This window comes from Pseudoalteromonas sp. XMcav2-N (genome assembly GCF_024124545.1).
Classification (GTDB): domain Bacteria; phylum Pseudomonadota; class Gammaproteobacteria; order Enterobacterales; family Alteromonadaceae; genus Pseudoalteromonas.
The window spans coordinates 145728-168487 of the sequence record NZ_JAMXSF010000002.1; the positions used below are offsets into that span (position 1 = coordinate 145728).

A 22760-nucleotide genomic window follows, 5' to 3' on the forward strand; every position below is an offset into this window, starting at 1 on the left:
TATGTCCACACCTGTCTACCAGAACTTTATTCACGGCCGCTACCTTGCCAATCAGACCGGCGAGCAGTTTGCGGTAAAAAACCCCGCGACCGACGAAGTCATTTATCACGTTGAAGTAGCCGACGCACACATTCAAAAAGCGGCCATCGACAGTGCCAAAGCCGGGTTTGCGCAGTGGTCAGCCATGACCCCAATTGAGCGCAGCAGAATTCTGAATAAAGCGGTGGCGCTATTGCGTGAGCGTAATGATGAGCTGGCTAAAATCGAGGTACTGGACACAGGCAAACCCTGGCAAGAAGCCGAGTGCGTTGACATTCAAACCGGTGCCGACGTAATCGAATACTTTGCCGGACTGGCGCCTGCACAAGTCGGCCAGCAACAAATGGTCGGCGATGATTTTTACTACACCCGCAAAGAACCGTTAGGTATATGCGCAGGCATTGGCGCCTGGAACTACCCGCTGCAAATTGCCTGCTGGAAATCCGGCCCGGCACTGGCCGCGGGTAATGCCCTGATCTTTAAACCGTCTGAAGAAACCCCACTGGGTGCAATGAAACTGGCTGAGATCTTTATTGAAGCGGGTATGCCAGCAGGTGTCTTTAACGTTGTACAAGGTGCCGCCGAAGTCGGACAATGGCTGACACTGCACCCGGAAATTGAAAAAGTCTCGTTTACAGGTGAAGTAGGCACAGGCAAAAAAGTCATGCAAAGTGCGGCTTCTAACCTAAAAGAGGTGACCATGGAGCTGGGCGGTAAATCGCCGCTGCTGGTATTTGACGATGCTGATATTGAACAGGCGGTCAGTGCGGCTATGCTGGGCAACTTCTACACCCAGGGTGAGATCTGCACCAACTGTACACGCGTCTATGTTCAGCGCGGTGTGTATGAGCAGTTCCTTGAGCAGCTTAAAACCCGCACAGAGCAAAATATTATCGCCGGCGATCCCCTTAATCCCGAAGTAAATCTGGGTGCCTTGATCTCGAAAAAACATCAGCAGCTGGTGCTGGAATACATTGAGCAGGGCAAGCAGGAAGGCGCAACTGTGCTGACTGGTGGTCATGCCCTGAGCCCGGCTTCGGCACCTAACGGCTACTTTGTTGCCCCCACCATATTCACCGACTGTCACGAAGACATGACCATAGTTCGCGAAGAGATCTTTGGGCCGGTGATGTGCGTCATGGTATTCAATGACGAGCAAGAAGCGATTAACCGCGCCAACAATACGCATCTGGGCCTGGCGGCCGGGGTGTTCAGCCGCGACATTCAGCGTGCACACCGCGTGATCCACCAGTTACAGGCTGGCATTACCTGGATCAACGCCTATGGCAACTCACCCGCCGAAATGCCGGTTGGTGGCTACAAACAATCCGGTATTGGCCGTGAAAATGGCATTGAAACACTGGATCACTACACCCAGACCAAGTCTGTTTACGTAGGTATGAGCCAAATCGAAAGCCCATTTTAAGCAAAGGAGCCAGACTATGAAAAAAGTATTCGACTATATTATTGTCGGTGCTGGCTCAGCAGGCTGTGTACTGGCAAATAGACTGTCCGCCAATCCACAACACCGGGTGTTACTGTTAGAAACGGGTGGCAGTGATAAGAGCATCTTTATTCAGATGCCAACAGCACTGTCTATTCCTATGAATACCGACAAATACGCCTGGCAGTTTCATACCGAACCGGAGCCGTATCTGGACAACCGGGTGATGCATTGTCCGCGCGGCAAGGTGCTGGGGGGTTCGTCGTCTATCAATGGCATGGTGTATGTACGTGGCCACGCCAAAGATTTTGATGAATGGCAGCAATACGGTGCGCAAGGGTGGGATTATCAGGCTTGTCTGCCCTACTTTAAGCGTGCCGAAAGCTGGTATCTGGGCGAAGACTCGTATCGGGGCAGTGAAGGCCCGCTTGGCACCAATAATGGTAACGAAATGGCCAACCCGCTTTATCGCGCATTTATCGAAGCCGGTTCACAGGCAGGATATGCCAGGACTGACGATTACAATGGCGAGCAGCAGGAAGGCTTTGGCCCGATGCATATGACGGTAAAAGATGGCCGTCGCTGCTCCGCCAGCCGCGCCTATCTCGATCCTGTAAAGGGGCGTGACAACCTGACAATCGTCACCGGAGCGCTGGCGCACAAGGTGCTGCTAGATGGTAAACGCGCTGTGGGCGTGGAATATCAATGCAAGGGTAAAACCCACCGTTCCACAGCCGAGCGCCGGGTGATCTTGAGTGCCGGACCAATCGGCTCGCCGCACCTGTTGCAACTGTCGGGGATTGGCGATCAGGATGCGCTCAAAGCCGCAGGCGTTGAGGTACAGCATCATCTGCCCGGCGTCGGTAAAAACTTACAAGACCATCTGGAGTTTTATTTCCAGTACAGATGTAAGCAGCCCATTACCCTCAATGGCAAACTGGACTGGTTCTCTAAGGGGTTGATCGGTGCACGCTGGATCCTCAACAAAACCGGCCTGGGTGCAACCAATCATTTTGAATCTTGCGCCTTTATCCGCTCCAAAGCGGGTGTTGAGTGGCCGGATCTCCAGTATCACTTTTTGCCCGCAGCCATTCGCTACGATGGAAAAAGTGCGTTTGACGGACACGGTTTCCAGGTCCATATTGGTCACAACAAACCGAAAAGTCGCGGTGAAGTCACCATTAAATCGGCCGACCCGACTCAGGCCCCCAAGATCCAATTTAACTACCTGGCACACCCGGACGACATCGAAGGCTTCCGCGCCTGTGTTCGCCTGACCAGAGAAATCATCGAGCAACCGGCCTTTGATGCCTACCGCGATGGTGAAATTCAGCCAGGCAAAGACGTGCAGAGCGACGCAGAAATCGATGCCTTTGTACGCCAGGCCGTCGAAAGCGCCTATCACCCGTCCTGCTCATGCAAAATGGGTGAAGACGACATGGCCGTGGTGGATTCAAACACCCAGGTGCATGGTATCGATGGCCTGAACGTAGTGGATTCGTCTATCTTCCCGACGATCCCGAACGGCAACCTCAACGCACCAACTATTATGGTCGCGGAGAAAGCCGCAGATATTATTCTGGGCCAGCCGGCCCTCAAAGCAAACAATGCTCAGGTTGCCAATCACAACCAGTGGCAAGCAGTACAACGTAGCACGGAGATTTAACAAAGCCACCTGCGGCCCAATCGGGCCGTGGGGTCTGCAGTGGTGCGCGATACAAATTGGTTGTATCGGGTTAATGCAGAAACAATAAAAAACGGAGAGACAATGAGTTATTTTTACTTATTTTGGGAGGGTGACAATGACAGTATGGCTTAGTGCAGGCATTGTATTTACCCTAGTTGCCATCGCTTTTATCCTATTAAAATGGGGGAACCTACGCTGTGTCGGTGTGACACCGGTTAAAACCTTTACCTTTATTGCTATCTTATTTACGTCCGGCCTGGATGTCGGACTTATCATGTTTCCGCTGACGGAGTTTGCGGGTTACGCAGACATAAAAGCAAGCCCAGAATATGCGTTTGCCAATCCACTCGCCATTGAATTTGGCTTTTGGGGCTTCCTGATCTGGGGATTTTATTTTCTGACGTGTTTTTATTTCTGCGTAATAGAACCTAAGGTGAAATTTTTTGAGATCCCTTGGGTTAAATTCATCAACAACGTGGTCATTATTGGTACATGCGCCTTTACGGCCTATTTGCTGCTATCCAACCTGCCCTGGTATATGCCAAGTGTGGGCGATGGCGAGTCCATTGTGCCAACCTTTTATCTCATCGTGTTCGCCGCCATATGTTTTGCGGTGTATTCAAGCACCAGCCTGAAGTATGTACGCATTCTGAGTATCTCTACAACCTGGATGTTTATCGCCTTGATCGCCTTTATGTGGGCCTCCGCGTTCGTATTTGGTGACAGTGAGATGAGCGCCTTTACGAATAACATTGCGTTGCTGGGTAGCTACTTCAGTAATATCAACGAGTTTGTATTGCCACTCAATGATTACCATGAATTTTACCTGTTCTGGTGGTTCGCATGGAGCATCATGATAGGTCAGTTCACTTCACGCTTTGTCGGTGGTCTGAAAACCTATCAGGTACTGGCGGCCATGCTGGTGTTCCCGTCTATTCCCATCGCCGTGTGGTTTAGTGTGTTGTATCACTATCATGAAGCAGGTATTGACACCGCAGGGATTAAAAACCTGGCGATGGTCATTGTTGGCGTGATCTTTGTGATCAACTCTCTGGACTCATTAGTTCGACTGTATACCGACAACCTGGGTTTGACGGTTAAAAAACTCGGGAAACGCAACTATATTTTATTTAATATTGCCGCGCTGTCATTGCTGACGCTGCTATTTAAACTAAACTTTTTGCAGATACAATGGGTTGGTGCACTGGTTATTGCGCTCTTTTTTGGTTGTTTTGGCTATATTTGCTACAGCAAGTTCAAAACAGTGGCCAATATTACCCGTTCACCCAAAGAGAATACCATCGACTTCAGCCGTATCGAGACCGTAAACTAAGGTTCAAAAGAAATGAAAATAAATTTTAAAACTACACTCTGCGCACTTCCTCTGGCCCTGCTGTCGAACATGGCTGTAGCTGGCTGGTCAACCACCATTACCGGCACCTCAGACTATACCTTTAACGGGGTGTCACAGACACAGAGCGACCCGACTATTCAGGGTAGCCTGGACTACGCAGCCGATGCGGGCTGGTATGTGGGCACCTGGGCCTCAGGGGTAGACTTTGGCGATGACACAGGCCATGAGTGGGACTTTTATGTGGGCAATTATAAGGAGCTATCCACTGCCTGGTCGGTAGACTATGGTATTGCTTACTACACCTATCATGGCGATGACGCATCCAGCGACTATAACTACCCAGAGGTTTACACCAAATTTGGCTATGCCAGTGATTTAGGGACCACAAATATCAACTTCTGGTACAGCTGGGATTACTTCGGTCTTGACGTGGGTCATAGTATTGTAATGCTGTCGCATACTTTTGATATCGCCGATAACCACTCGATTACCCTCAGTGGCGACGTATCTAACTCATTCGATGCTGAGAAATATGCCTGGGATGGGCTCGACAGCTCTTACACCCACTATGCCGTTTCTTACACCACCACACAGTTCGATTTCGATCTAACCTTTACCGTGGAAGACACCACCATAGATGGCGAGCATACCGACGAGCGCTTTGTGTTCTCAATTGCACGCACGTTTGATTTATAATCCAATTGAACACAATGAGGGCACTACTGTGCCCTCATTGTTATACTTAATCTGCACGTAAAGCCATTTCTCTGACAATAATAGTGCTGGATGCTGCACTGTCTTGACTTATACTCACAATGATTTCAACGTCGTTCCTGACATTTGTATAATACCCGTCATTTGCATAGTGCTTGGACTGGCTGTCTGCACTTTTATAGGCTTCACTACCACTACTGAATCCAATATCTTTATATGCAACTTTTACGTAATTGGTTTTATTAGATGGAGTGGCAGACATCACATCCCAACCAAAACGGTGAGGCCGATTGTCTTGCACATTGATCCCTAATGTCAGATTGGAGCCAGTACCTTGCGCCTCTACCCCACCTTCTCCTTGGCAGTTTACAGCCACTCTGTTAATTTTGCCTTATGGCAATCTTGAGATTAGTTTCAGCCCATAAAATTAACCACACAACAACCACAAAACAACACAATGTTGACAATTGGAAAAAAAAGAATCAATCTGATACTTCCAAAACAAAAAGGATGTTAACAATGAAAGTGACTTTGAATAAAAAATCGATTAAATCTCTATCTTTTAATTCAGCAACGATTATTCGCGCTCAGGAGACGCCTCAGATAGGGGGTGGCCGTGTAATCGATGAATCGTTTTGGGTTTGTATTGACACCCGTTCGAACTGCGAAGGAACGAAACGCTGCCCGGTCTGAACAATAAAGTTGAGTAACAAGCGCATTATGCGCTTGTTATATCAATGATTGTAGGTGGTATGATTAAGAACCACAACGAAACGCACTGGGCACAGCCCCAGTCCAGCGCTTAAATGCGCGCCGAAAGCTGTGTACATCGGCAAATGCCATAGAACTGGCCAACTGGCTGTTATTCCATTGATTAAGATCCATCAAATGCAACGCCTCTTGCCCCCTGACTTCGTCAACCAATAGTTTAAAATGAGTACCATCTTGCTTAAGGCGGCGCTTCAATGTCGCCGGGCTCATGCCCAGATAGCCGGCAGTATATTCCAGTGACCAGGCCTGCCCCAGGTTCTTCCTGAAAATGCGACGCAGATGAGCCTGTAATAGCTGCGGCGGGTGCAAAAGGTGTTTGGCTGTGTGTTTTGCCTGAGCAAACCGCAGTGTACTGGCCTCCTTGAAAGGCTGGTAAAGCACCTCTTCAGACAAAATAATGGCGCAGCGCGGTGCGTCAAACCGAACATGTTCACCCAGATAGACCGGATAGTGCAAATCCTGCCCGGGTTGCGACCATGGCAGCTCTATCTTCATCCAGGTCTGCGCACCGAGTTGCTCTTTAAGCAGCAGCCGGCAGGCCGAGAGCACAATTTCAAAGAGCATCCGCTGTTGTGTACTCAATGATGCTGATTCAGTCAGCCTGATATAGAGCTTGCCCTGATGCCGCTCTACATTAAGCTGGACCAGGGTCTCAATGCCCTTTTGAACGCTTGCCCAGGCAGTAAGGGCGCTACTTAAATTCGGTGCATAGCGCCATAGGTCAAACAAGACATGGCCATGTCCGGTCGCTATCCTTTGCCCAAGCTCCAGGGCTAGCTGAGGCTGTTCAGTCAGCTCTCGTTTGAGCTTTTTTAATATAAAAAGCACGCTGGCTGGCGCAACCTGCGCACCAGGATAGGCCAGGTCTTCAAGAAATAACTGAGACCCACGAATAAGCTGATGTGGTTTTATCTGATGGTGCTCAGCCAGTTCCAGTATGGTGATGAGGAAATGCGCTGGCATACGCTTGTCATGCAAATAGGCAAAGTTTCCCGGTATCATACTACCTCCACTGCCGCAGAAGACGCACGTTTCGCCCCTGCCAGCCGTTGATTGAGCCGCTCAAACAACGCTTGTTCAGACTCACCTTCAGTTCGGGTAGCCTGAACGGTTGTTACAGTCAGCGCCCCTTTTAACGCTGCGTTGCTACAATTCTGAATTAGCTTAGAAAAAACATCGACCTCATGGGGCGGTGTATCCGGCAGTAATACGACAAACCGGTCACTGGTATAACGACAGGCAAGATCGGTCTCTCGGAGCGCAACTTCCAGTGCCGAAGCAACCTCGTTCAGTGCCTGATCCCCTTTATGAGCACCATGCTCCCGATTGTATTGAGCAAAGCCGTTGATATCCACCATGACCAAAGAAAGTGGCTGATTGCGTTTGTCATGCAATATTGCCTCGCGGTTGAGCTGAATTAACAGATATTGAAGGCTATACAGCTGAGTGACAGGGTCTATCAGGCTATGTTCTCGGTGAAAGTGCTCCCTTTGCTTTAGCTGGCGATTGACCGCCTGTTGTTCTCGGTACCAGGTAACCAACCCCCAGGTCAGCAGGGTCATACTGATCGGGGCAGGCAACGATTCCAGCCAGGTAAACAAGTGACTTTGCGGCGGGTAGGCAATGAACTCGTCCAATACGTCAAGCCAGGTCGTAAGCCAGTAGGTTGCAGACCCCAATAGCAACATGGTGGTCACTCGGCCTCTCGGGCGACATAGCGCCAGAAGTATAAGCCAGATAGCGGCCATCATAGACGAAGTCGCTTCACCAATTAAGTCAACCCAGTCGACATCTTGCATTGATTTTAGTTCGCCAATGAACAGTGCTAACATAGTCAATACGATACTGATAACCAGCGCTAAGCATAAACTGCTGACATTCTTCATCTTTTAAGCCGGATATTGATTATTTCGGGTATCCTAGCGATGCTATATGACACTTTTAAGACGTCGCTGCTTAAGGTCTGAGCTATTTAGACCCGGCCGGAACAGCTCACGTAACATCACCTCGCCCCCTGTTGAGTCACGTTTAAAAACAATAGATAACTGATTTTAAAAGAAACCCTCTTTAAAAAAGCGCCTTTTTTAACGGCAAAGGAGCTCACACTCACGCTAATTTAACGCCCAATCAGCCAGAAATAGTGTACCAGCCAGCCAACACAGGTTGCGGTGAAACAAAACTGTCATATCGACTTTTTAAGGTAGCCGCTCACTTACATCCATTGGCGGTGTCAAAGTCAGCTTAGTGTGCGATAAGTTGGCCCATCTTCGCTAATACTCTGTGACGTCGGAACTTAAAAATGAAAATACAGAAGTTATACAAAACAACGCTTATACTGGGACTATTGAGCGCGCTAGGCGCTTGCCAAAATCAGACACACCAGCAAACGGCTCAGCAGTCTCTGCAACTCAAAACACAAGGCTCAGCGGCAGCTATAGTGGATAGCGTTCAGGTGTCTGGCAGAAACCAGATACTGATCGCCTCTGAGCGAGAGGGATTGGCGTTGCGCCAGGGAGGCTCACTCATTGCACATCTCCCGGGCGCGTTCAAACAGGTCCGATTGAGCGAGCTGGGTGATAACCAGTGGCTATATGCTGCACTTGAGGGCAGCAAAGATAGCGTTTTCGTGGGCACACTGGATGCCAGTTCAGAACAACTACTACCACGCTTTGAACTTTCTCAGACCGGATTATTGGTCGATAATTTCTGCTTATTCGCTGATAGGGCTAACCAGACACTGTCTCTGTTTGTCTCAGACGGGCGAGGAAGAGGGGAACAATGGCTGTTACGTCAACAACAAAGCTGGCTGCAAACGCCACTGCTGCTGCGATCACTGTCTTTACCTTATGACGCGGATTCCTGTGCAGTCGACCCGGGCAACGGCTACCTTTACGTTAGTGAGCCATTAGGTATCTGGCGCTACTCAGCTCGTATTGAAGATAACCCTCAGTATTACCCGGTATCCCTGGTCGCCCCTTACGGAAGTCAGTCAGAGCCAGCCATTAGCCTGGCAACCAGTGACTCAGGAGAACTCTTTGCATTACTGGAAAACGGCCAGGAAGTGCTTTACTGGGATACGCCAGACGCTGCAAATAGCTGGTTACCGGCAGAGACCCTAGTACTTAAAAACCACAAGGCTACCATGATGAACCTGAGCCAGCCTTTGAGCACAGATAAGGCCACGCTGAGCTTTACCAATGAACAGCAAGGCCAATTTACCACTGCTCAATTCACTCTCAACTCAGCATTCACAACGCAAGCCTTACCAATCGTTCGACCCGCAGCACAAAGCCAGCCCGCTTTACAATTTGGTGACGCCATGGATGACCCGGCTATCTGGGTTCATCCTGCTAACCCCGACGCTTCACGTGTATTAGGTACACATAAGAAACAAGGCCTGGAAGTCTACGATCTGCAGGGCAAGCTGCTACAAGAATTCAAAGACGGCCGACTCAACAATGTCGATCTGCGTGATGGTTTTAGCTGGCAAGGGCGCACTATCAGCATCGCTGCAGCCAGTAAACGCAATGATGACAGCCTCGCATTTTACGGTATAGAGGCAAACGGCAACGTCTTTCGTCTGGGCAGTGCACCATCGGGTCTGGAAGAGATTTATGGACTGTGTATGGCCATTTTTGAGGGAAATCACTACGTGTTTGCAAACAACAAAGCCGGCCTGACCTTTCAATACAGGGTTAAAGCATATCAGGATAAGCTGCATGCAGAGAAAGTGCGGGAAATACCCCTAAGCTCACAACCAGAAGGCTGTGTCGCAGATGATGCGCGTGGGCGATTGTTTATTGGCGAAGAAGACGTAGGGATCTGGGCCACCAGCCTGAATCCGGCGGATAACAGCCAGCCGGTTACAGTAGCAAAGGTAGGTGAACACCTGGTCGATGATGTCGAAGGCCTGGCACTGTCTTTTGGTGATGCTCCTGTGCTGGTTGTTTCCAGCCAGGGCAACAACAGCTACCAGCTTTACGAGGCAACACCGCCCTATCGCCATTTGGCTGGATTTCGCGTTGGTCTGGACGGCTTTAAGGGCATTGATGGGGCGTCAGAAACTGATGGGCTGGCATTGTCTACCCGGTTGCGAACCCGAGATTATCCAGAAGGGTTACTGGTACTTCAGGACGGCCGCAATCGCTTCCCTGATCAACCACAAAACTTTAAATACGTCAGCTGGCGGGATGTGCTGGAAAGTACCGGGCTTGCCAAAGTTTCTAAGTAAGGATTGAAATCTGTGTCGAGGCCCAATGGACAATTACTAAGTTTGCCCCGACACACGCTTTTACTTAAGGCACTCAGTTCTCACTTGTCATAATTCACATCGTCTAATTGTGAATCACACCTTAATGTGTAACACAGTGTCCCCGAATTGAACTCAGTTCAGTTACGTATGTATTAATGTTAATTTGCTTAATTAAGTGCTCGATTATTTGAGGCGAGAAAACAGGGTCGATATCACAGCTCCCGCGTTCTGCTATCGCTGAGGCAACTACGCCCATCCAGACGAGACCGCGTTTTCTATTCACTTGTTTTAAAATAGAGTTTTAACGTCTTTAGCGTCATGTTTGCTCCTTCAAATTGAACCCAGTATTAAGTGAAATTGGTATAAGCCTACTTACATGCTTCTCATTCCATGCGCTTATTCTATACCAGTATCGTTTACATAATTTGGGGAACATTCAAAAGACAAAGACACCTTTTGCAATAGAAATTATAGCTAATAATGATTGTCACTTACGGGGTAGTTAGAATAATAGTTAACATATATTGTACATTCATTACATTTGAACCTAATCTAAACAGAGATCAATGATTGAGTATAACCCTATTTAACCTACTCAATTTTTTACTTTTTTAACACCAAGTAAAAGGACCGTTCATGAGAAAGCTAAAAGCCATTACCTCATTGGTTATTTGTGTACTTATGTGCAGCTGTAGCGCCAACTATAGACTCGCAGACAAAGAAGAAAAATTGAATACAAATGGTACCGATATGACGAAGTTTCATCGGGTTGCCACAAAAGACAAAGGGCTTGCCCTGCGCTTTCCTGGTTATTTAATCGGTATAGAGAAAACGTATAAAAGCAATGACCTGAGTGATTATTGGTTTTGTGAAGACAATATGCAGCCCGATTTCCAGCCAACCACAGATGAGAATCAAGTCGCGATAAAACAAGCAAAGTCCATTTTAGACGACTGTAAACCTACAGTGATTTCGCATATCGTCAAATACCAACTGTCAGACAAGAAACGTAATTCTATGCCATTCATCTCTGAGCAATTTATCTATGATTTATATTCAAAAGACATAGAGCTACATAAACCACTTAGTAAAGATGACCCGATCCTGACTGGTCAAATTGCATTGTCCAGATTGGAAGCCGAATTATCACAACAACCTTTCGAATATAGCCATATATTTCTCTTTGCAATGGGATGGAACACAGATCAGCAGGAGGCCATTCGAAACTACAATAGCTTAATAACAAATCTGATTGAATCAGACCAGGCCCCCGACAATTTCAACCCATTGTTTATCGGTATCACTTGGCCGTCAGAATGGTCTTGGGGGGTTTTTCTCGATAAGCTGCTAAGTTACCCTATCAAAGCTGATGATGCCGATGAAATAGGAATTAAGTGGGTATATCCAGTGCTGACCGATATCCTAAAGCCTCTAAAGCGTGAACATAATGTCCCTATTGTCGCACTAGGCCACAGTTTTGGTGCCAGAATGATTACTAGAGCTGTATTCGCACACGAGCTACTGGAGCCTAATGAAAATAATACTGAAGGTACAAAAGTCGATCTTGTCGTCGCACTTCAGGGGGCATTTAGTGTTAATCGTTTTTTCAAAGAATCTGGCTTGGAGGGCAACCCATATAAAAACCACAGCACCGCCGCCAAAAAGATTGTTATGACCTGGAGTGAACACGATACAGCCAACCCTATTGCAAAGTTTGTATCGGGGGCGTTACATGTAGGCGGAAAGCCTGGATTTGACAAAGCGCATACATACGCACGTGATAATCAATGCGAACCACTCTTTACTTTCTATGAAATTCAGTCACCAGAGCAAACAGACAAGCACTACCACAAACTCTATCAAGGTGTTGTTCCGGCCGGAGGATCTCCAGCCTGGCATCATGACCTCCATGATGAGAGTCGTATTGCGTACGTTAACGCCAGCAAGCTAATACATTATGACGTTTATCAAAAGGGAGGCGGTGCACACTCAGATATTTATACCCCTGGTGTTGCATCCTTCTTATGGGATGTCATAAACACATCACTTAGCTCAGTTGAAACCGCACTAAACTCATCGGCCAATTTGCAATAGCGATTAGAACAAACCAGAGGAATATGAGGCTTCACAGATAAAGCTGAAATTGGCCTAAATATGTGAGAACTTGCAGACATATATCATTTTAAATAACGCAAGACCGGACCCAAAGGTCCGGTCTTTTCAATTATACACCTGCGCAAAGTGCAGGGGTTAACTGTGACCCTAGCTTAGTTCTTCACAATCGCGTTGTGATACACGTTTTGTACGTCGTCGCAATCTTCCAGCATGTTAATAAACTTCTCGAAGTTTGCCAGGTCGTCTTCACCCGTGATTTCCACGTGTGTTTGCGGTACCCAAGTGATTTCGTCTACGTCGAAATTGATGCCTTCAAACGCTTCAATCAGTGCAGTTTTCGCTTTGAAGTATTCAGTGTGCGGTGCAAACACAGAGACCTGACCATCTTCTACTTCTACGTCGGTGACATCAACATCTGCCATCATCAGCGCTTCCAGTACGGCTTCATCGTCATCACCGGCAAAGCCAAGAATAGCAAAGTGATCAAACATGTGTGCAACACAGCCCGGACTACCAATTTTAGAGTCTGTCTTGGTGAATGGCAGACGTACATCCTTGATAGTACGGTTTGGATTGTCAGTTAAACAGTCCACAATCACCATACAGTTACCAGGACCGTACCCTTCATAACGTGCCGGAGAGTAATCTTCACCTGCACCACCAGCTGCTTTTTCAATCGCCTTTTCAATAACGTGCGCCGGAACCTGGTCTTTCTTAGCTTTATCGATCAAACGACGAAGGGAGAGGTTGGTATCCGGATCTGCACCACCGTTTTTCGCAACTACATAGATCTCTTTACCATATTTTGAGTTTACTTTGGTCTTTGCCGCTGCCGTTTTTGCCATGGCGTTTTTGCGGACTTCAAATGCTCTACCCATCTTAATTCTCGTTTGTGCAAATTAAATTGGACAAGATTCTAACAAGACATTGCATTTTGGGCTATACCCAGACGAGAATTGCTCAGTATCGTGCGCATTCTATAAAAATTAATCAGGCCAACTGGCCAGAGCGAGCCTGATAGTGTAAGCCCAGCGCACCTGGCAGGTCACAAAAGCGTTCAATGATGATATCGGCCTGATCAGCGTAGTCAGGCATACCCAGTGGTGCGAACAAACATGCATGCATACTGGCGCGTTGTGCTGCCTCGATGTCGTACTTGTAATCGCCTACATATACACATTGCTGATAAGGCAGCGACCAGGTATCTGCGACCATATGGAGTGCCTGCGGGTCAGGTTTTGGTAGCGCATCTTCGCGTGTCAGTAAAAAATCCAGGCCCAGCTGGCAGCGCGAGAGCTTTAATTTGGCCGCTTTTGAATAGTTACGTGTGACAATGGCCATAGGCATGCCCATCGCTTTTAATACAGACAACGTTTCTATCACTCCGGGAATGGGCTCGGCATGCTGTGCATCCTGCATTTCATGTTGATGGATCAATGCCATGGCTTCCTCGCGCATGTAAGGCGAGGGCAAAGACTCAACATAATCAAGTAAATCCGCATCACGGTCGCAGCCAACTTGCGCCTTAATTAAAGCAAAATCGAGGGTAGAGGTTACTAAGGTGCCGTCCAAATCAAAAATCACACCTCTTACCGTTAAATCAGCCATTCATATTTCCTTATCATCAAGGCCTCACCAGCCCTAAACATAGGGTAAGCTGTGATACCTTGCAAAGATATTGAGACAAAATTATTCAGGCCCAACCTGCTGGTCATATCACAGCAAAGGGACGCTACCAAGGTACGTGTCAGCGAGCAGTGTGGATCAATTGAAACCATCGCTAAAACATGACATGGTTGTACATAAAATATAAACACGGAGCCGTGATGAATCATCCTGTCGAGCAGTTTCAGCAATGGTGGCAGCAAGCTAAAGCCTCATCGAATTTGAACCAATGCAGCGCTGTCTGTATTTCTACTTTAGATGAACAGGGTTTCCCCGCCGGGCGTTTCGTCGATTTGAAAGCCGCAGATGAAACCGGTTTTACCTTCTGTACTCATTTGAATTCACAAAAGGGTGAAGATTTAAGGCGCAACCCTAAAGTCGCGATGACGGCCTGGTGGGACTCATTGGGTTATCAGGTACGAGTGACCGGGCTGGCTTGTGAGATTAGCCGTGCTGATGCCGCACGCTATTGGCAAAGTCGTGGTCGTGACGCTCAGCTCACCACGTTAGCCTGCCAACAAAGCCAACCCTTATCATCAATGGACACCATTACCGACGAACTCAGAACACTCAGTAACCGCTTTAAGGAACAAGCGGTGCCTCTTCCCGACAACTGGGGCGGGTTTGTGATACGTCCGCACAGCATTGAGTTTCTGACCTTTGAACAAAGCAGACTCCACTTACGTGAACTTTACCAGCACGCACAGGGAGTTTGGCACAAAACCCTGTTGCAGCCATAGCAAATGTAAAGCCCCTTGCCAGTTCTGTGATTAAGAAAAAGGGTCAGCCGATTGACCACAAATGACATCTGTCATGTCATTGTCATGACAGATCACACACGCAATGCCCCACTCCATTTCGTAAAGTTATCCCATCAACAAAATGATTCAGCAAAGGATAACTAACATGACTAAACATCTGACTCGTACTACCGCCATCGCCTGTATGCTTAGTGCACTTTCGGCCAGTGCAATGGCACAGGATTTGACTATTACATTCAGCGGCCTGGCGCACCAGTCAGGCACCCTAAAGCTGGTAGCCTATGACTCAGCAGCCGGGTTTATACAGCAACGAGCCTGGCGAGTTGCACAGCAACAGGTATCGGACACTCAGCCTGAGCTCACGCTGCATAATGTAGAACCCGGACAATACAGCTTTATGGTCTATCAGGATCTCAATGGCGACGGCCGGCTAAATCGCAATCGTTTTGGCTTGCCAACAGAGCCTTATGGTTTTAGCAACAATGATTTGCTTACCAGCATCCCGCAGTTTCCGCAACTGGCAGTACAGATCACGCAGCCTAATCAGAACTTAGAAATAAGACTGCGTTGACTTAAAAAGTGTCACAGTCATTCTTTATTCTGTGGCACTTATCTCATCCGCCATAATAACCGCTTACTTTTCCATGCACTCGACGGCACCACTTATCGTCCCCACATCAGGTTCATAGTATTTTTTTCTTATTAAATGTTAGCAAGTTACTAGCTTTAAAGCATTGAATTGTGCAATAGTGTGGCTGCAAAGTGATCCAAATTTGGCTCTTCGCACTATAATTTTTAACAGCTATTCCCGCTTTAACCCCCAGAAGTGAGTCGTGCATGCTGAGAACAATAGCTAAAACCATATCCAGCCATTTAACCCTTGTCGTATTACTTCCCTGTTTGTTGCTCGGTGGCGTCATTTTTTATGATGTATCGGTATCAGCGAAACGCATGAATGATGCATACGACGCCGAATATAATGCCTTTTTGAGCCACGCGGTACTCGCGCTGCTTCACGAAACACAGAAAGAACGTGGTGCTTCAGCCGGGTTTATCGGCTCACAAGGCCAGAAATTTCAAAGCAACCTGACGCAGCAGCGCCGTTTAACCGAAAGCCAGCTCAGTAAGCTAAAAAACGAGGTGGAGAACTGGGATTTGTCGGATGAGATGACGCGTGAGCTCAACACCTTTTTGCAAAAATTTAACCAGCTCGACAATGTAAGGCGTAAAGTAAGCACGCTCTCTATGAGCCTGCCTGAAGCTTTAAAGTACTACACCGACATAAACAACCAGGGCCTGCATATTGTCATCACAGCAGCGCGCCTGAGCCGGGATTATATCGTCGCCACAGAATTAATGGCGATATACAATTTCTCCAGCGCCAAAGAATCTGCCGGTATAGAGCGTGCCGTTCTGACCAATGTATTTGCACAAGATAGATTTACTCCGGCACTTCGAACCCGATATACCCAACTTCACACCAAACAAGAGGTTTATCTGGCTGAAGCACTTGAAGCGTCTCCCCCACAAATGAAAGCCATGCTTTCCACAGCGTTAAACAGCAGTGCCATGAAAAACGTTGATGCTTTCAGAGCCGCCGTCGCAGATCGGGATTCTGGGTTTGGGCAAGATCCAGAAGCCTGGTTTGAAGCCGCCACCCGGCGTATTAACGCCCTGAAAGAGGCCGAGGAAAAAGCCTTAACACTTGTTGATAAAACAGCCATAGACATTCAGGAAACGGCGGTGACCATCTTGGTGGTTGAGCTGATTATTCTGGTGATAGGTTTGCTGATCACAGCGGCCCTGTTTATATCAATCCGTCTTCGCCATCAGCAGTCAGTAAAAATTGCTGAGGGAATTGCCATTGCGATTAACAACCGAAACCTGGCACATGAAATCGATATTTTAAGTTCTGACGATTTGGGTAATTCAGCGAAAGACATTAACCGACTGACTCAACAATTTGAAGAAGATTTGATCGAGTTCGGACGTGCATCACACAAGATTGCAACCTCTACACATGAAACTGCCTGCGCCATCAGTCAGAGTCAAACCAACTTGGTTGAGCAACAATCCGGCGTACAAACCATCGCCTCTGCCGCGGAGCAAATGAGCGCTAATATCCAGGTAATAGCCAACTCCATGTTGGAAAATGCTGCGGCTGCGAAGTCAGTCTCCCAGGAGTCGGTTAATGGCCAAAAAGTCGTCACCGATGCGGTCTCGGTGATCCAGCAAGCCTCATACGACATGGAAAAATCAGCGTCTTCCGTAGATGCACTGAACGAGCGTGTTGGTAGTATTTCAAGTATGGTCGATATGATCCAGAGCATCGCAGAGCAGACCAATTTGCTGGCGTTGAATGCTGCTATTGAAGCGGCCCGGGCAGGTGAGCAAGGGCGTGGTTTCGCCGTGGTTGCCGATGAAGTCCGTAGCCTGGCCAGCAGAACTCAGCAATCCACCGAAGAAATCTCGGCGTTGGTCAACGAACTGCAAAGCAGCGCACAATCCGCGTCGGATGTGATTACGCAGGGTAAGGAAAATGCCATGCAAGCCGCCCAGCGTGCCGAGTTAATCAAAGAAGCCTTAGGCAAAATCGTCGAACAGGCGAAACAGGTCGAATCAGTGACAGATTCTGTGTCAGTGAACACTCAGCAGCAAAGCAATGCCATTGACGAAGTCAGTCGGCATATTGTAGAAATATTTGCCAAGGCCACGGAAACGGTCACCGGGGCTGAACAAATTGCCGTAGCGGCCTCTAATATCGCAGAAGCCGCAATGGATATGGATGAATTAATCGACCGCTATAAAGTACAGGAGCAGACCAGGTAAATGACTTCACACCCTTTTGATACGCTACATTTAGACACAGGTGCGGCCTTATTGTTTACGCCTTGTCCGGGTACTAAAGGCACGTCACTGACTGAGTCCGTTCAGCAGTTGCACGATGCCGGTGCACAGGCCATTGTGACACTCATGTATCCTTCGGAATTAGAGAGCAACGAGGCAACAGCGTTACCTCAGGTATGCGACGCCCTTGGCGTGTCATGGTTTCAGCTGCCCATCGCTGACGATGCGCCACCGAATAAAGACTTTACGCAGGCGTTTGCACAGAGCTGGCCGACGCTTAAAGCAATTTTGTCTGAACAAGGCACTGTTGCGGTTCACTGCAAAGGTGGTTCAGGGCGCACAGGAATGGTCATTGGGTTGATCATGTATCAACTTGGGCAGGATAAAGCGGACATCATCCCCCAAATACAGGCGCTGCGTCCAAAAGCCTTAACCCACCCGGCTCAGCTCGCTTTTTTCAACCAATTCTCTCGTGTCGAGTAGCAATCAGGTGCCGCTGTCACCTCACAGCGGCAAATCCACTAAACAAACCCATGATGCTGGCGAAAGGTCTCCAGAACCCGGATCAATTCGGCTACTTTTTGCTCGTCATATGCATCATCATGAGCCCGTGCAAAGCAACCTAAGTCATTGTCAAAATACAGACCAGACGCCTGAGCAAACTCCTCAGACAGTGCGGCTCGAACCAACACATCAGCGCCTTCCTGAATATTCCCCCCTGCCACACCATAGGCCTGCTCAACCATTTTTGAGCCCAGAAAAGACTTAGGGTTCACCGCTATAATCGCTGGCTGATCACGACCAGAGGCAGCGCCCAGTTGCATCGACCACATGGTCAGGGCCAGTTTACTTTTGGCATATGCCGCATTATCCGAAAAACTGCTGGCTCCGGTTATTTCATGTGACACCAGAGATGATTGCGCAGCAGATGATACGTTGATCACTCTGGCACCTTGCTTCATGTCAGGTAGCAACGCTTGGGTAAGCAGATAAGGAGCAATGGTATTCACCATAAAGCGCACATCAATCCCCTCTGGCGTGGTTTGCTCTGGCACCACAAAGACGCCCGCATTGTTGATCAATACATCCAGCTCAGTGCCAGCCTGCTTGAGCTCGTTGATAAAGCCGTGAATATCATGAATAACACTCAGGTCGGCTGTGTACGTCATCAGCTGTTGCGGTGGTGACTGGGTTGCAAATTCCGCTTTCAACGCAGTTAGCTTATCAGCGTTTCTGCCGTGCAAGATCACTTGGTGGCCAAGCTCCAGCAGGGTTCTTGCCGTCGCCAGTCCGATCCCATCCGTTGCGCCGGTAATTAAAATGGTTTTTGTCATCACTATATCGCTCACTAAAGTTAACAATGGCTATTGAGGAGATCCGGAGCACGTAAACTCACGGTACTGATATAGTTTAGATTATTTAATAAAGGTTTATTATTGCCCGGATTATACAATCAGTATTAGTTTTTTATTGATAATGGAAGGTGCGATACAACGAGCTGCCCTGAAAACACGTCTGCTGTGCCCACTACAGAGCAGACGATAGTGAAGTGATTTAGCCCTGTTTTCTGGCGGCCTGATAAGCCTCACGACTTTGTACTTTGCTAAGGTATTGTTGTATATGAGGTTTACCATCCAGCAGGTTGAGGTTGGCAGCAAATTCCAGGGTAATGGTCATCATTATGTCTGCCGCACTAAACTGCGGACCTGCAAAAAACGCCTGCTTTGCCAGCGTAGCTTCGATGTACCCCAAGTCCAGTGCCAGCTCTTTGGCGATATACCCATCCATTGGTGCGGTGCCTTCGCGCTGTTCCATCTGCATCAGCAGGGTGGTGATAACAGGTAGCGCCAGTGACCCTTCCGCAAAATGAGACCATTCCAGATATTGGTAGTAATGGGCGTCGCCTTTTTCAGGGCGTAAACTCGATGAGTCGGCTTGATCGAGCAGATACTCCATCACCGCGCCCGATTCACACAAAACCAGACCATTGTGTTCAATAACCGGAGCTTTATTCAGCGGATGAACCTCACCCAGACTCGCTGGCGCCAGCCTGGTTTGCGCGTCCCTTTCATGGTGTACGACTTCATAGGGTAACTTAAGTTCTTCGAGCAGCCACAATACCCGGGTTGATCGTGATTGGTTGAGATGATGTACCTTAATCATGGATACATGGATTCCTTATCAGAGAAGCCTGCCAGATGCTGTAAGGCACTGACAGTGCCCGTTAATAATCGCAATTACTGTGCAAGATGTTTTGCCAGTGCCACACCCACGGCATGAGCGCTGGCAGGGTTCTGACCTGTGATCAGGCGTGCGTCTTCAATCACCAATTCCTGCCAAGGCTGAACTTTACGATACTGCGCCGCTTTTCGAGCTATTGCTTCTTCAAGCAGGAAAGGAATGTCATTGATGGTACCAAAATCGATTTCTTCTTCACGGGTAAAACAGGTCACCGATTTATCAGCGATGAGCGCTTCACCATTACTTAATGTAATAGGTAGCAAAGCGGCTGGTCCGTGACACACTGCAGCAATGACTCCGCCAGCTTCATAATGTGTTGCTGCCAGTTCAGCAAACAGGCTGTCTGTCGCTAAGTCGCTAAGCAGCCCAAAACCACCTGGGTAAAAAATGGCGTCATAGTCACTGATATCAAGCTCAGATACGCTCAGTGTATTCGCAACCTTATCCTGAAGCTCAGTATCTGCGAGCATCTGCTGATTGACCTCATCTCCTTCTGCGTCTGTGCCATACAGAGGAGCCTGACCACCACTAAGAGAAGCCAAGTCAAAGGCGATCCCCTGCGCTTTGAGTACATGCACTACATGTGTCAACTCAGGGGCATAGGTCCCATTGGCCTGATCTGTTTCGCCTAAGGTTGCATGGTTAGTGACCGGTATTAGTACTTTTTTCATTGAGCTTAACCCTCCAGAATTAAGTGGTAGCTTAGACAACGACTGTGTATGCAGTTGCAACACGCTCTGAGAACACACTGTAGATTATTTCTCAGAAAATGATAATAGAACATGTAGATAAACACTTTTGCAGCTGTGCAATAGTAAGATCAGAGTTGATACGTCATATGCCTAATCATTGTCAGAGCTTGCCTGTCACGGTATTACAAAGTCTGTACGTCTCCGTTGAAGGCCAAATATAAAAAACACAGCGAAAGTCGATGTCGCTTACACAAAGATGTACCTGACCTGAAGTTTTACAGCAGCTTACAACTTTCCACACTGCTTAACACTCATCAGGGAAATCCTTCTATATGGTAGACACCTGATGATATTTGATTGTACCAACTCATTATGTACTCAAGAGTATCGCATGCGTTGGTATCAGTTTATTAAAGGAGAGATCATGATACCCAGATGGAATACTGCTGTTTTTATTACCTTATTGTGCTGTTTACTTGGTGGATGCCATAACAATAACAAGGAACACGTCGAAGAACGCTACGTTGCATTCAGCGCAAACACAAACACCTTAGATGCCAGGCTGGTCGTGCCTCATGTACATCAAAGTCACGATGCAATCATCCTGCTTATCCACGGCGATGGTGCGATGGATCATAGTGCCAACGGATACTTTGACCCTGTTATCAATACTTTAACCCGTAAACGATATGTCACCATGTCGTGGAGTAAACCCGGTGTTGGCGAGTCAAGCGGAAACTGGCTGGCTCAAACCATGCCTCAACGCGCAGAGGAAGTGCGTAGCGCAATTCGCTACTTACGCGACAATGGCTACCCGGATAATCCAATTGGCGTTGTTGGCTTTAGCCAGGCAAGCTGGGTACTGGCCGAACTGCACAATGAACCAGAGATTGAATTTGCAGCTTTGGTGGGAGGCGCGGCAAACTGGCGAGAGCAGAGCAAATATACGATGTGGTTGCGTCTGATAGACGAACAAAAGATCCATGCCGATGACCACTCGGTGTGGTCGGAAATTTCAGAATTAAATGAGATTGAGTACCAGCTTATAAAATCCGGGTATGACACTTATCAAGGCAGTGATCTGCATTTGCATCCTTTTATGGGTACTCCTTTGGAAGACGAAGCCCGCTTCAACTTTGTCCGAACCAATATAGACTCAGATGTCAGCCTGGGTTTTTCTCAGATCCATTTCCCACTGCTCGCCCTGTTTGGCGATTCAGACACCCGGGTTGATGTTGATCACAGCCAACAGATATTTGCCAGCACCATAGGTGCACCAGACAAGCTCACACAAAAGGTCATCAGCAATGCCTCTCATAGCCTGTTAAAAACAGACCTGCCAGTACGGGCCGCTTTGTATCTCACCGAAGACGACTTTGCGCCGGGCGCGCTGGACGCTTTAATAGCGTGGCTTGATGCGAAGGCACATAAACCAGCGCCATAGTCGCTGAAGTACAACGATTTGGGTGAAGAAATGACTCAATACACACAATTTTCACCCTCTCTTCGCTCTTTAGTTGCACTGTTCCTATAAAATCAATATCTTACCTATATAACAAAAATAATTTTTACCACTATGCTGTATATCATACTGACCTGTGCACTTCTGGCGCTCAGCGCTTTACTATTCACTTCTTCATTCAAGGCGTTCACCCGCCACCATGAAGTGGCCTGCAATTTTATTCTGACTCTGGTTGCGACTCTGGTCGGTGTATTACTGGCGATTGCAATTAGCAATTACGACTCAGATCAAAAAGAAATCAGAGACTTAATAAAGGTACTCACCGCTGCTGAGGCGGTTGTAGAAGAGAGTCTGGATTACAGCATCCGCCTTAATGAGGCCTATCAGCAAAACATTGAAGAGTTTGGCGATCAAGCTGACTTTTTTACTAATAACCCCCTCGTTTACCCTCATTACCTGGATACCATGTTAAGCCAGAACCTGAGCAGTAAAAATCTCTCACTGGAAGCACTCAGTGAACTCAATGAGCATCTTATTACATTGCAGCGTTCACAGCGGGTTGCACCCAAAACATTCATTGCCAGTATGCGTTATATAAAACAGGTGCTGATTCTGGAGCGCAGCTATCAGCGCGGAGAACTGTCAGCTGAAGACTATGAACATCAGCTTCATATTCAGGAAGAGCAACTTGTTTACCAACAACAATAAGGATAGTC

20 protein-coding genes are annotated in these 22760 nt (G+C 47.8%); 12 read left to right on the top strand and 8 right to left on the bottom strand.

Annotated elements, in window-relative coordinates; translation table 11 throughout:
* The first annotated feature begins 1 nt into the window (after position 1).
* The 4 genes from betB to NH568_RS03535 all read left to right on the top strand — a co-directional run bounded on the left by betB (position 2) and on the right by NH568_RS03535 (position 5220).
* Entirely contained in the window at positions 2–1465 is a 1464-nt protein-coding gene (gene betB, locus NH568_RS03520) for a betaine-aldehyde dehydrogenase (RefSeq protein WP_253044605.1), read from the top strand.
* Between the two features lie 16 nt (positions 1466–1481).
* A complete protein-coding gene (betA, locus tag NH568_RS03525; protein WP_253044606.1) occupies positions 1482–3149 on the top strand; it encodes a choline dehydrogenase in 1668 nt (555 codons plus the stop codon).
* 136 nt (positions 3150–3285) lie between these two features.
* The gene (locus NH568_RS03530; protein WP_253044607.1) at positions 3286–4503 is read left to right on the top strand and encodes a BCCT family transporter; all 1218 of its coding nucleotides are present in this window, start codon (positions 3286–3288) and stop codon (positions 4501–4503) included.
* A gap of 12 nt (positions 4504–4515) precedes the next feature.
* Positions 4516–5220 (top strand): TorF family putative porin, encoded by a 705-nt coding sequence (locus NH568_RS03535; protein WP_253044608.1) that lies wholly within the window; start codon positions 4516–4518, stop codon positions 5218–5220.
* Between the two features lie 46 nt (positions 5221–5266).
* Here NH568_RS03535 and NH568_RS03540 read toward each other — a convergent pair whose 3' ends face one another.
* From NH568_RS03540 to NH568_RS03550, 3 genes are all read right to left on the bottom strand, one after another.
* Positions 5267–5614, bottom strand: coding sequence for a hypothetical protein (locus NH568_RS03540; RefSeq protein WP_253044609.1), 348 nt, complete (start codon positions 5612–5614; stop codon positions 5267–5269).
* A gap of 380 nt (positions 5615–5994) precedes the next feature.
* Entirely contained in the window at positions 5995–7011 is a 1017-nt protein-coding gene (locus NH568_RS03545) for an AraC family transcriptional regulator (RefSeq protein ID WP_253044610.1), read from the bottom strand.
* On the bottom strand, positions 7008–7895 hold the full coding sequence (locus tag NH568_RS03550; RefSeq protein WP_253044611.1) for a GGDEF domain-containing protein: 888 nt from the start codon (positions 7893–7895) through the stop codon (positions 7008–7010). The genes NH568_RS03545 and NH568_RS03550 overlap by 4 nt, the downstream gene beginning before the upstream one ends.
* A gap of 413 nt (positions 7896–8308) precedes the next feature.
* Here NH568_RS03550 and NH568_RS03555 point away from each other — a divergent pair, with 413 nt between their 5' ends.
* Positions 8309–10240, top strand: coding sequence for a phytase (locus tag NH568_RS03555; protein ID WP_253044612.1), 1932 nt, complete (start codon positions 8309–8311; stop codon positions 10238–10240).
* A gap of 657 nt (positions 10241–10897) precedes the next feature.
* Positions 10898–12355: an alpha/beta hydrolase gene (locus NH568_RS03560; protein WP_253044613.1), complete on the top strand. Its 1458-nt coding sequence runs from the start codon at positions 10898–10900 to the stop codon at positions 12353–12355.
* Between the two features lie 173 nt (positions 12356–12528).
* Here NH568_RS03560 and NH568_RS03565 read toward each other — a convergent pair whose 3' ends face one another.
* Both NH568_RS03565 and NH568_RS03570 read right to left on the bottom strand, forming a co-directional pair.
* Positions 12529–13254 carry a YebC/PmpR family DNA-binding transcriptional regulator gene (locus tag NH568_RS03565; RefSeq protein ID WP_046007129.1) on the bottom strand — a complete coding sequence of 242 codons (726 nt, stop codon included), beginning with the start codon at positions 13252–13254 and terminating at the stop codon, positions 12529–12531.
* 112 nt (positions 13255–13366) lie between these two features.
* Positions 13367–13984, bottom strand: a complete 618-nt coding sequence (locus tag NH568_RS03570; RefSeq protein ID WP_253044614.1) for an HAD-IA family hydrolase — start codon at positions 13982–13984, stop codon at positions 13367–13369.
* 218 nt (positions 13985–14202) lie between these two features.
* Between NH568_RS03570 and pdxH the strand changes: the two genes are divergently transcribed.
* From pdxH to NH568_RS03590, 4 genes are all read left to right on the top strand, one after another.
* A complete protein-coding gene (pdxH, locus tag NH568_RS03575; protein ID WP_253044615.1) occupies positions 14203–14781 on the top strand; it encodes a pyridoxamine 5'-phosphate oxidase in 579 nt (192 codons plus the stop codon).
* Between the two features lie 166 nt (positions 14782–14947).
* Complete coding sequence (locus tag NH568_RS03580; RefSeq protein ID WP_253044616.1) at positions 14948–15373, top strand: DUF2141 domain-containing protein; 426 nt, start codon at positions 14948–14950, stop codon at positions 15371–15373.
* Positions 15374–15639: 266 nt separating this feature from the next.
* Positions 15640–17631, top strand: a complete 1992-nt coding sequence (locus tag NH568_RS03585; RefSeq protein ID WP_253044617.1) for a methyl-accepting chemotaxis protein — start codon at positions 15640–15642, stop codon at positions 17629–17631.
* Positions 17632–18132: a tyrosine-protein phosphatase gene (locus NH568_RS03590; RefSeq protein WP_253044618.1), complete on the top strand. Its 501-nt coding sequence runs from the start codon at positions 17632–17634 to the stop codon at positions 18130–18132.
* 38 nt (positions 18133–18170) lie between these two features.
* Here the strand turns inward: NH568_RS03590 and NH568_RS03595 are convergent, their stop codons facing one another.
* From NH568_RS03595 to NH568_RS03605, 3 genes are all read right to left on the bottom strand, one after another.
* A complete protein-coding gene (locus NH568_RS03595; RefSeq protein WP_253044619.1) occupies positions 18171–18983 on the bottom strand; it encodes an SDR family NAD(P)-dependent oxidoreductase in 813 nt (270 codons plus the stop codon).
* Between the two features lie 220 nt (positions 18984–19203).
* Entirely contained in the window at positions 19204–19812 is a 609-nt protein-coding gene (locus tag NH568_RS03600) for a glutathione S-transferase family protein (RefSeq protein WP_253044620.1), read from the bottom strand.
* A gap of 74 nt (positions 19813–19886) precedes the next feature.
* Positions 19887–20561, bottom strand: a complete 675-nt coding sequence (locus NH568_RS03605; protein WP_253044621.1) for a type 1 glutamine amidotransferase domain-containing protein — start codon at positions 20559–20561, stop codon at positions 19887–19889.
* A 412-nt stretch (positions 20562–20973) separates the two neighbouring features.
* Here NH568_RS03605 and NH568_RS03610 point away from each other — a divergent pair, with 412 nt between their 5' ends.
* Together NH568_RS03610 and NH568_RS03615 are read left to right on the top strand one after the other, a co-directional pair.
* Positions 20974–22026, top strand: a complete 1053-nt coding sequence (locus NH568_RS03610; protein ID WP_253044622.1) for an alpha/beta hydrolase — start codon at positions 20974–20976, stop codon at positions 22024–22026.
* A gap of 132 nt (positions 22027–22158) precedes the next feature.
* Entirely contained in the window at positions 22159–22752 is a 594-nt protein-coding gene (locus NH568_RS03615) for a hypothetical protein (RefSeq protein ID WP_253044623.1), read from the top strand.
* Positions 22753–22760: the final 8 nt, after the last annotated feature.

Coding starts and splice junctions, on each gene's coding strand:
- betB (WP_253044605.1), top strand. CDS start 2: ATGTCCACACCTGTCTACCAGAACTTTATTCACGGCCGCTACCTTGCC.
- betA (WP_253044606.1), top strand. CDS start 1,482: ATGAAAAAAGTATTCGACTATATTATTGTCGGTGCTGGCTCAGCAGGC.
- NH568_RS03530 (WP_253044607.1), top strand. CDS start 3,286: ATGACAGTATGGCTTAGTGCAGGCATTGTATTTACCCTAGTTGCCATC.
- NH568_RS03535 (WP_253044608.1), top strand. CDS start 4,516: ATGAAAATAAATTTTAAAACTACACTCTGCGCACTTCCTCTGGCCCTG.
- NH568_RS03545 (WP_253044610.1), bottom strand. CDS start 7,011: ATGATACCGGGAAACTTTGCCTATTTGCATGACAAGCGTATGCCAGCG.
- NH568_RS03550 (WP_253044611.1), bottom strand. CDS start 7,895: ATGAAGAATGTCAGCAGTTTATGCTTAGCGCTGGTTATCAGTATCGTA.
- NH568_RS03555 (WP_253044612.1), top strand. CDS start 8,309: ATGAAAATACAGAAGTTATACAAAACAACGCTTATACTGGGACTATTG.
- NH568_RS03560 (WP_253044613.1), top strand. CDS start 10,898: ATGAGAAAGCTAAAAGCCATTACCTCATTGGTTATTTGTGTACTTATG.
- NH568_RS03565 (WP_046007129.1), bottom strand. CDS start 13,254: ATGGGTAGAGCATTTGAAGTCCGCAAAAACGCCATGGCAAAAACGGCA.
- NH568_RS03570 (WP_253044614.1), bottom strand. CDS start 13,984: ATGGCTGATTTAACGGTAAGAGGTGTGATTTTTGATTTGGACGGCACC.
- pdxH (WP_253044615.1), top strand. CDS start 14,203: ATGAATCATCCTGTCGAGCAGTTTCAGCAATGGTGGCAGCAAGCTAAA.
- NH568_RS03580 (WP_253044616.1), top strand. CDS start 14,948: ATGACTAAACATCTGACTCGTACTACCGCCATCGCCTGTATGCTTAGT.
- NH568_RS03585 (WP_253044617.1), top strand. CDS start 15,640: ATGCTGAGAACAATAGCTAAAACCATATCCAGCCATTTAACCCTTGTC.
- NH568_RS03590 (WP_253044618.1), top strand. CDS start 17,632: ATGACTTCACACCCTTTTGATACGCTACATTTAGACACAGGTGCGGCC.
- NH568_RS03595 (WP_253044619.1), bottom strand. CDS start 18,983: ATGACAAAAACCATTTTAATTACCGGCGCAACGGATGGGATCGGACTG.
- NH568_RS03600 (WP_253044620.1), bottom strand. CDS start 19,812: ATGATTAAGGTACATCATCTCAACCAATCACGATCAACCCGGGTATTG.
- NH568_RS03605 (WP_253044621.1), bottom strand. CDS start 20,561: ATGAAAAAAGTACTAATACCGGTCACTAACCATGCAACCTTAGGCGAA.
- NH568_RS03610 (WP_253044622.1), top strand. CDS start 20,974: ATGCGTTGGTATCAGTTTATTAAAGGAGAGATCATGATACCCAGATGG.
- NH568_RS03615 (WP_253044623.1), top strand. CDS start 22,159: ATGCTGTATATCATACTGACCTGTGCACTTCTGGCGCTCAGCGCTTTA.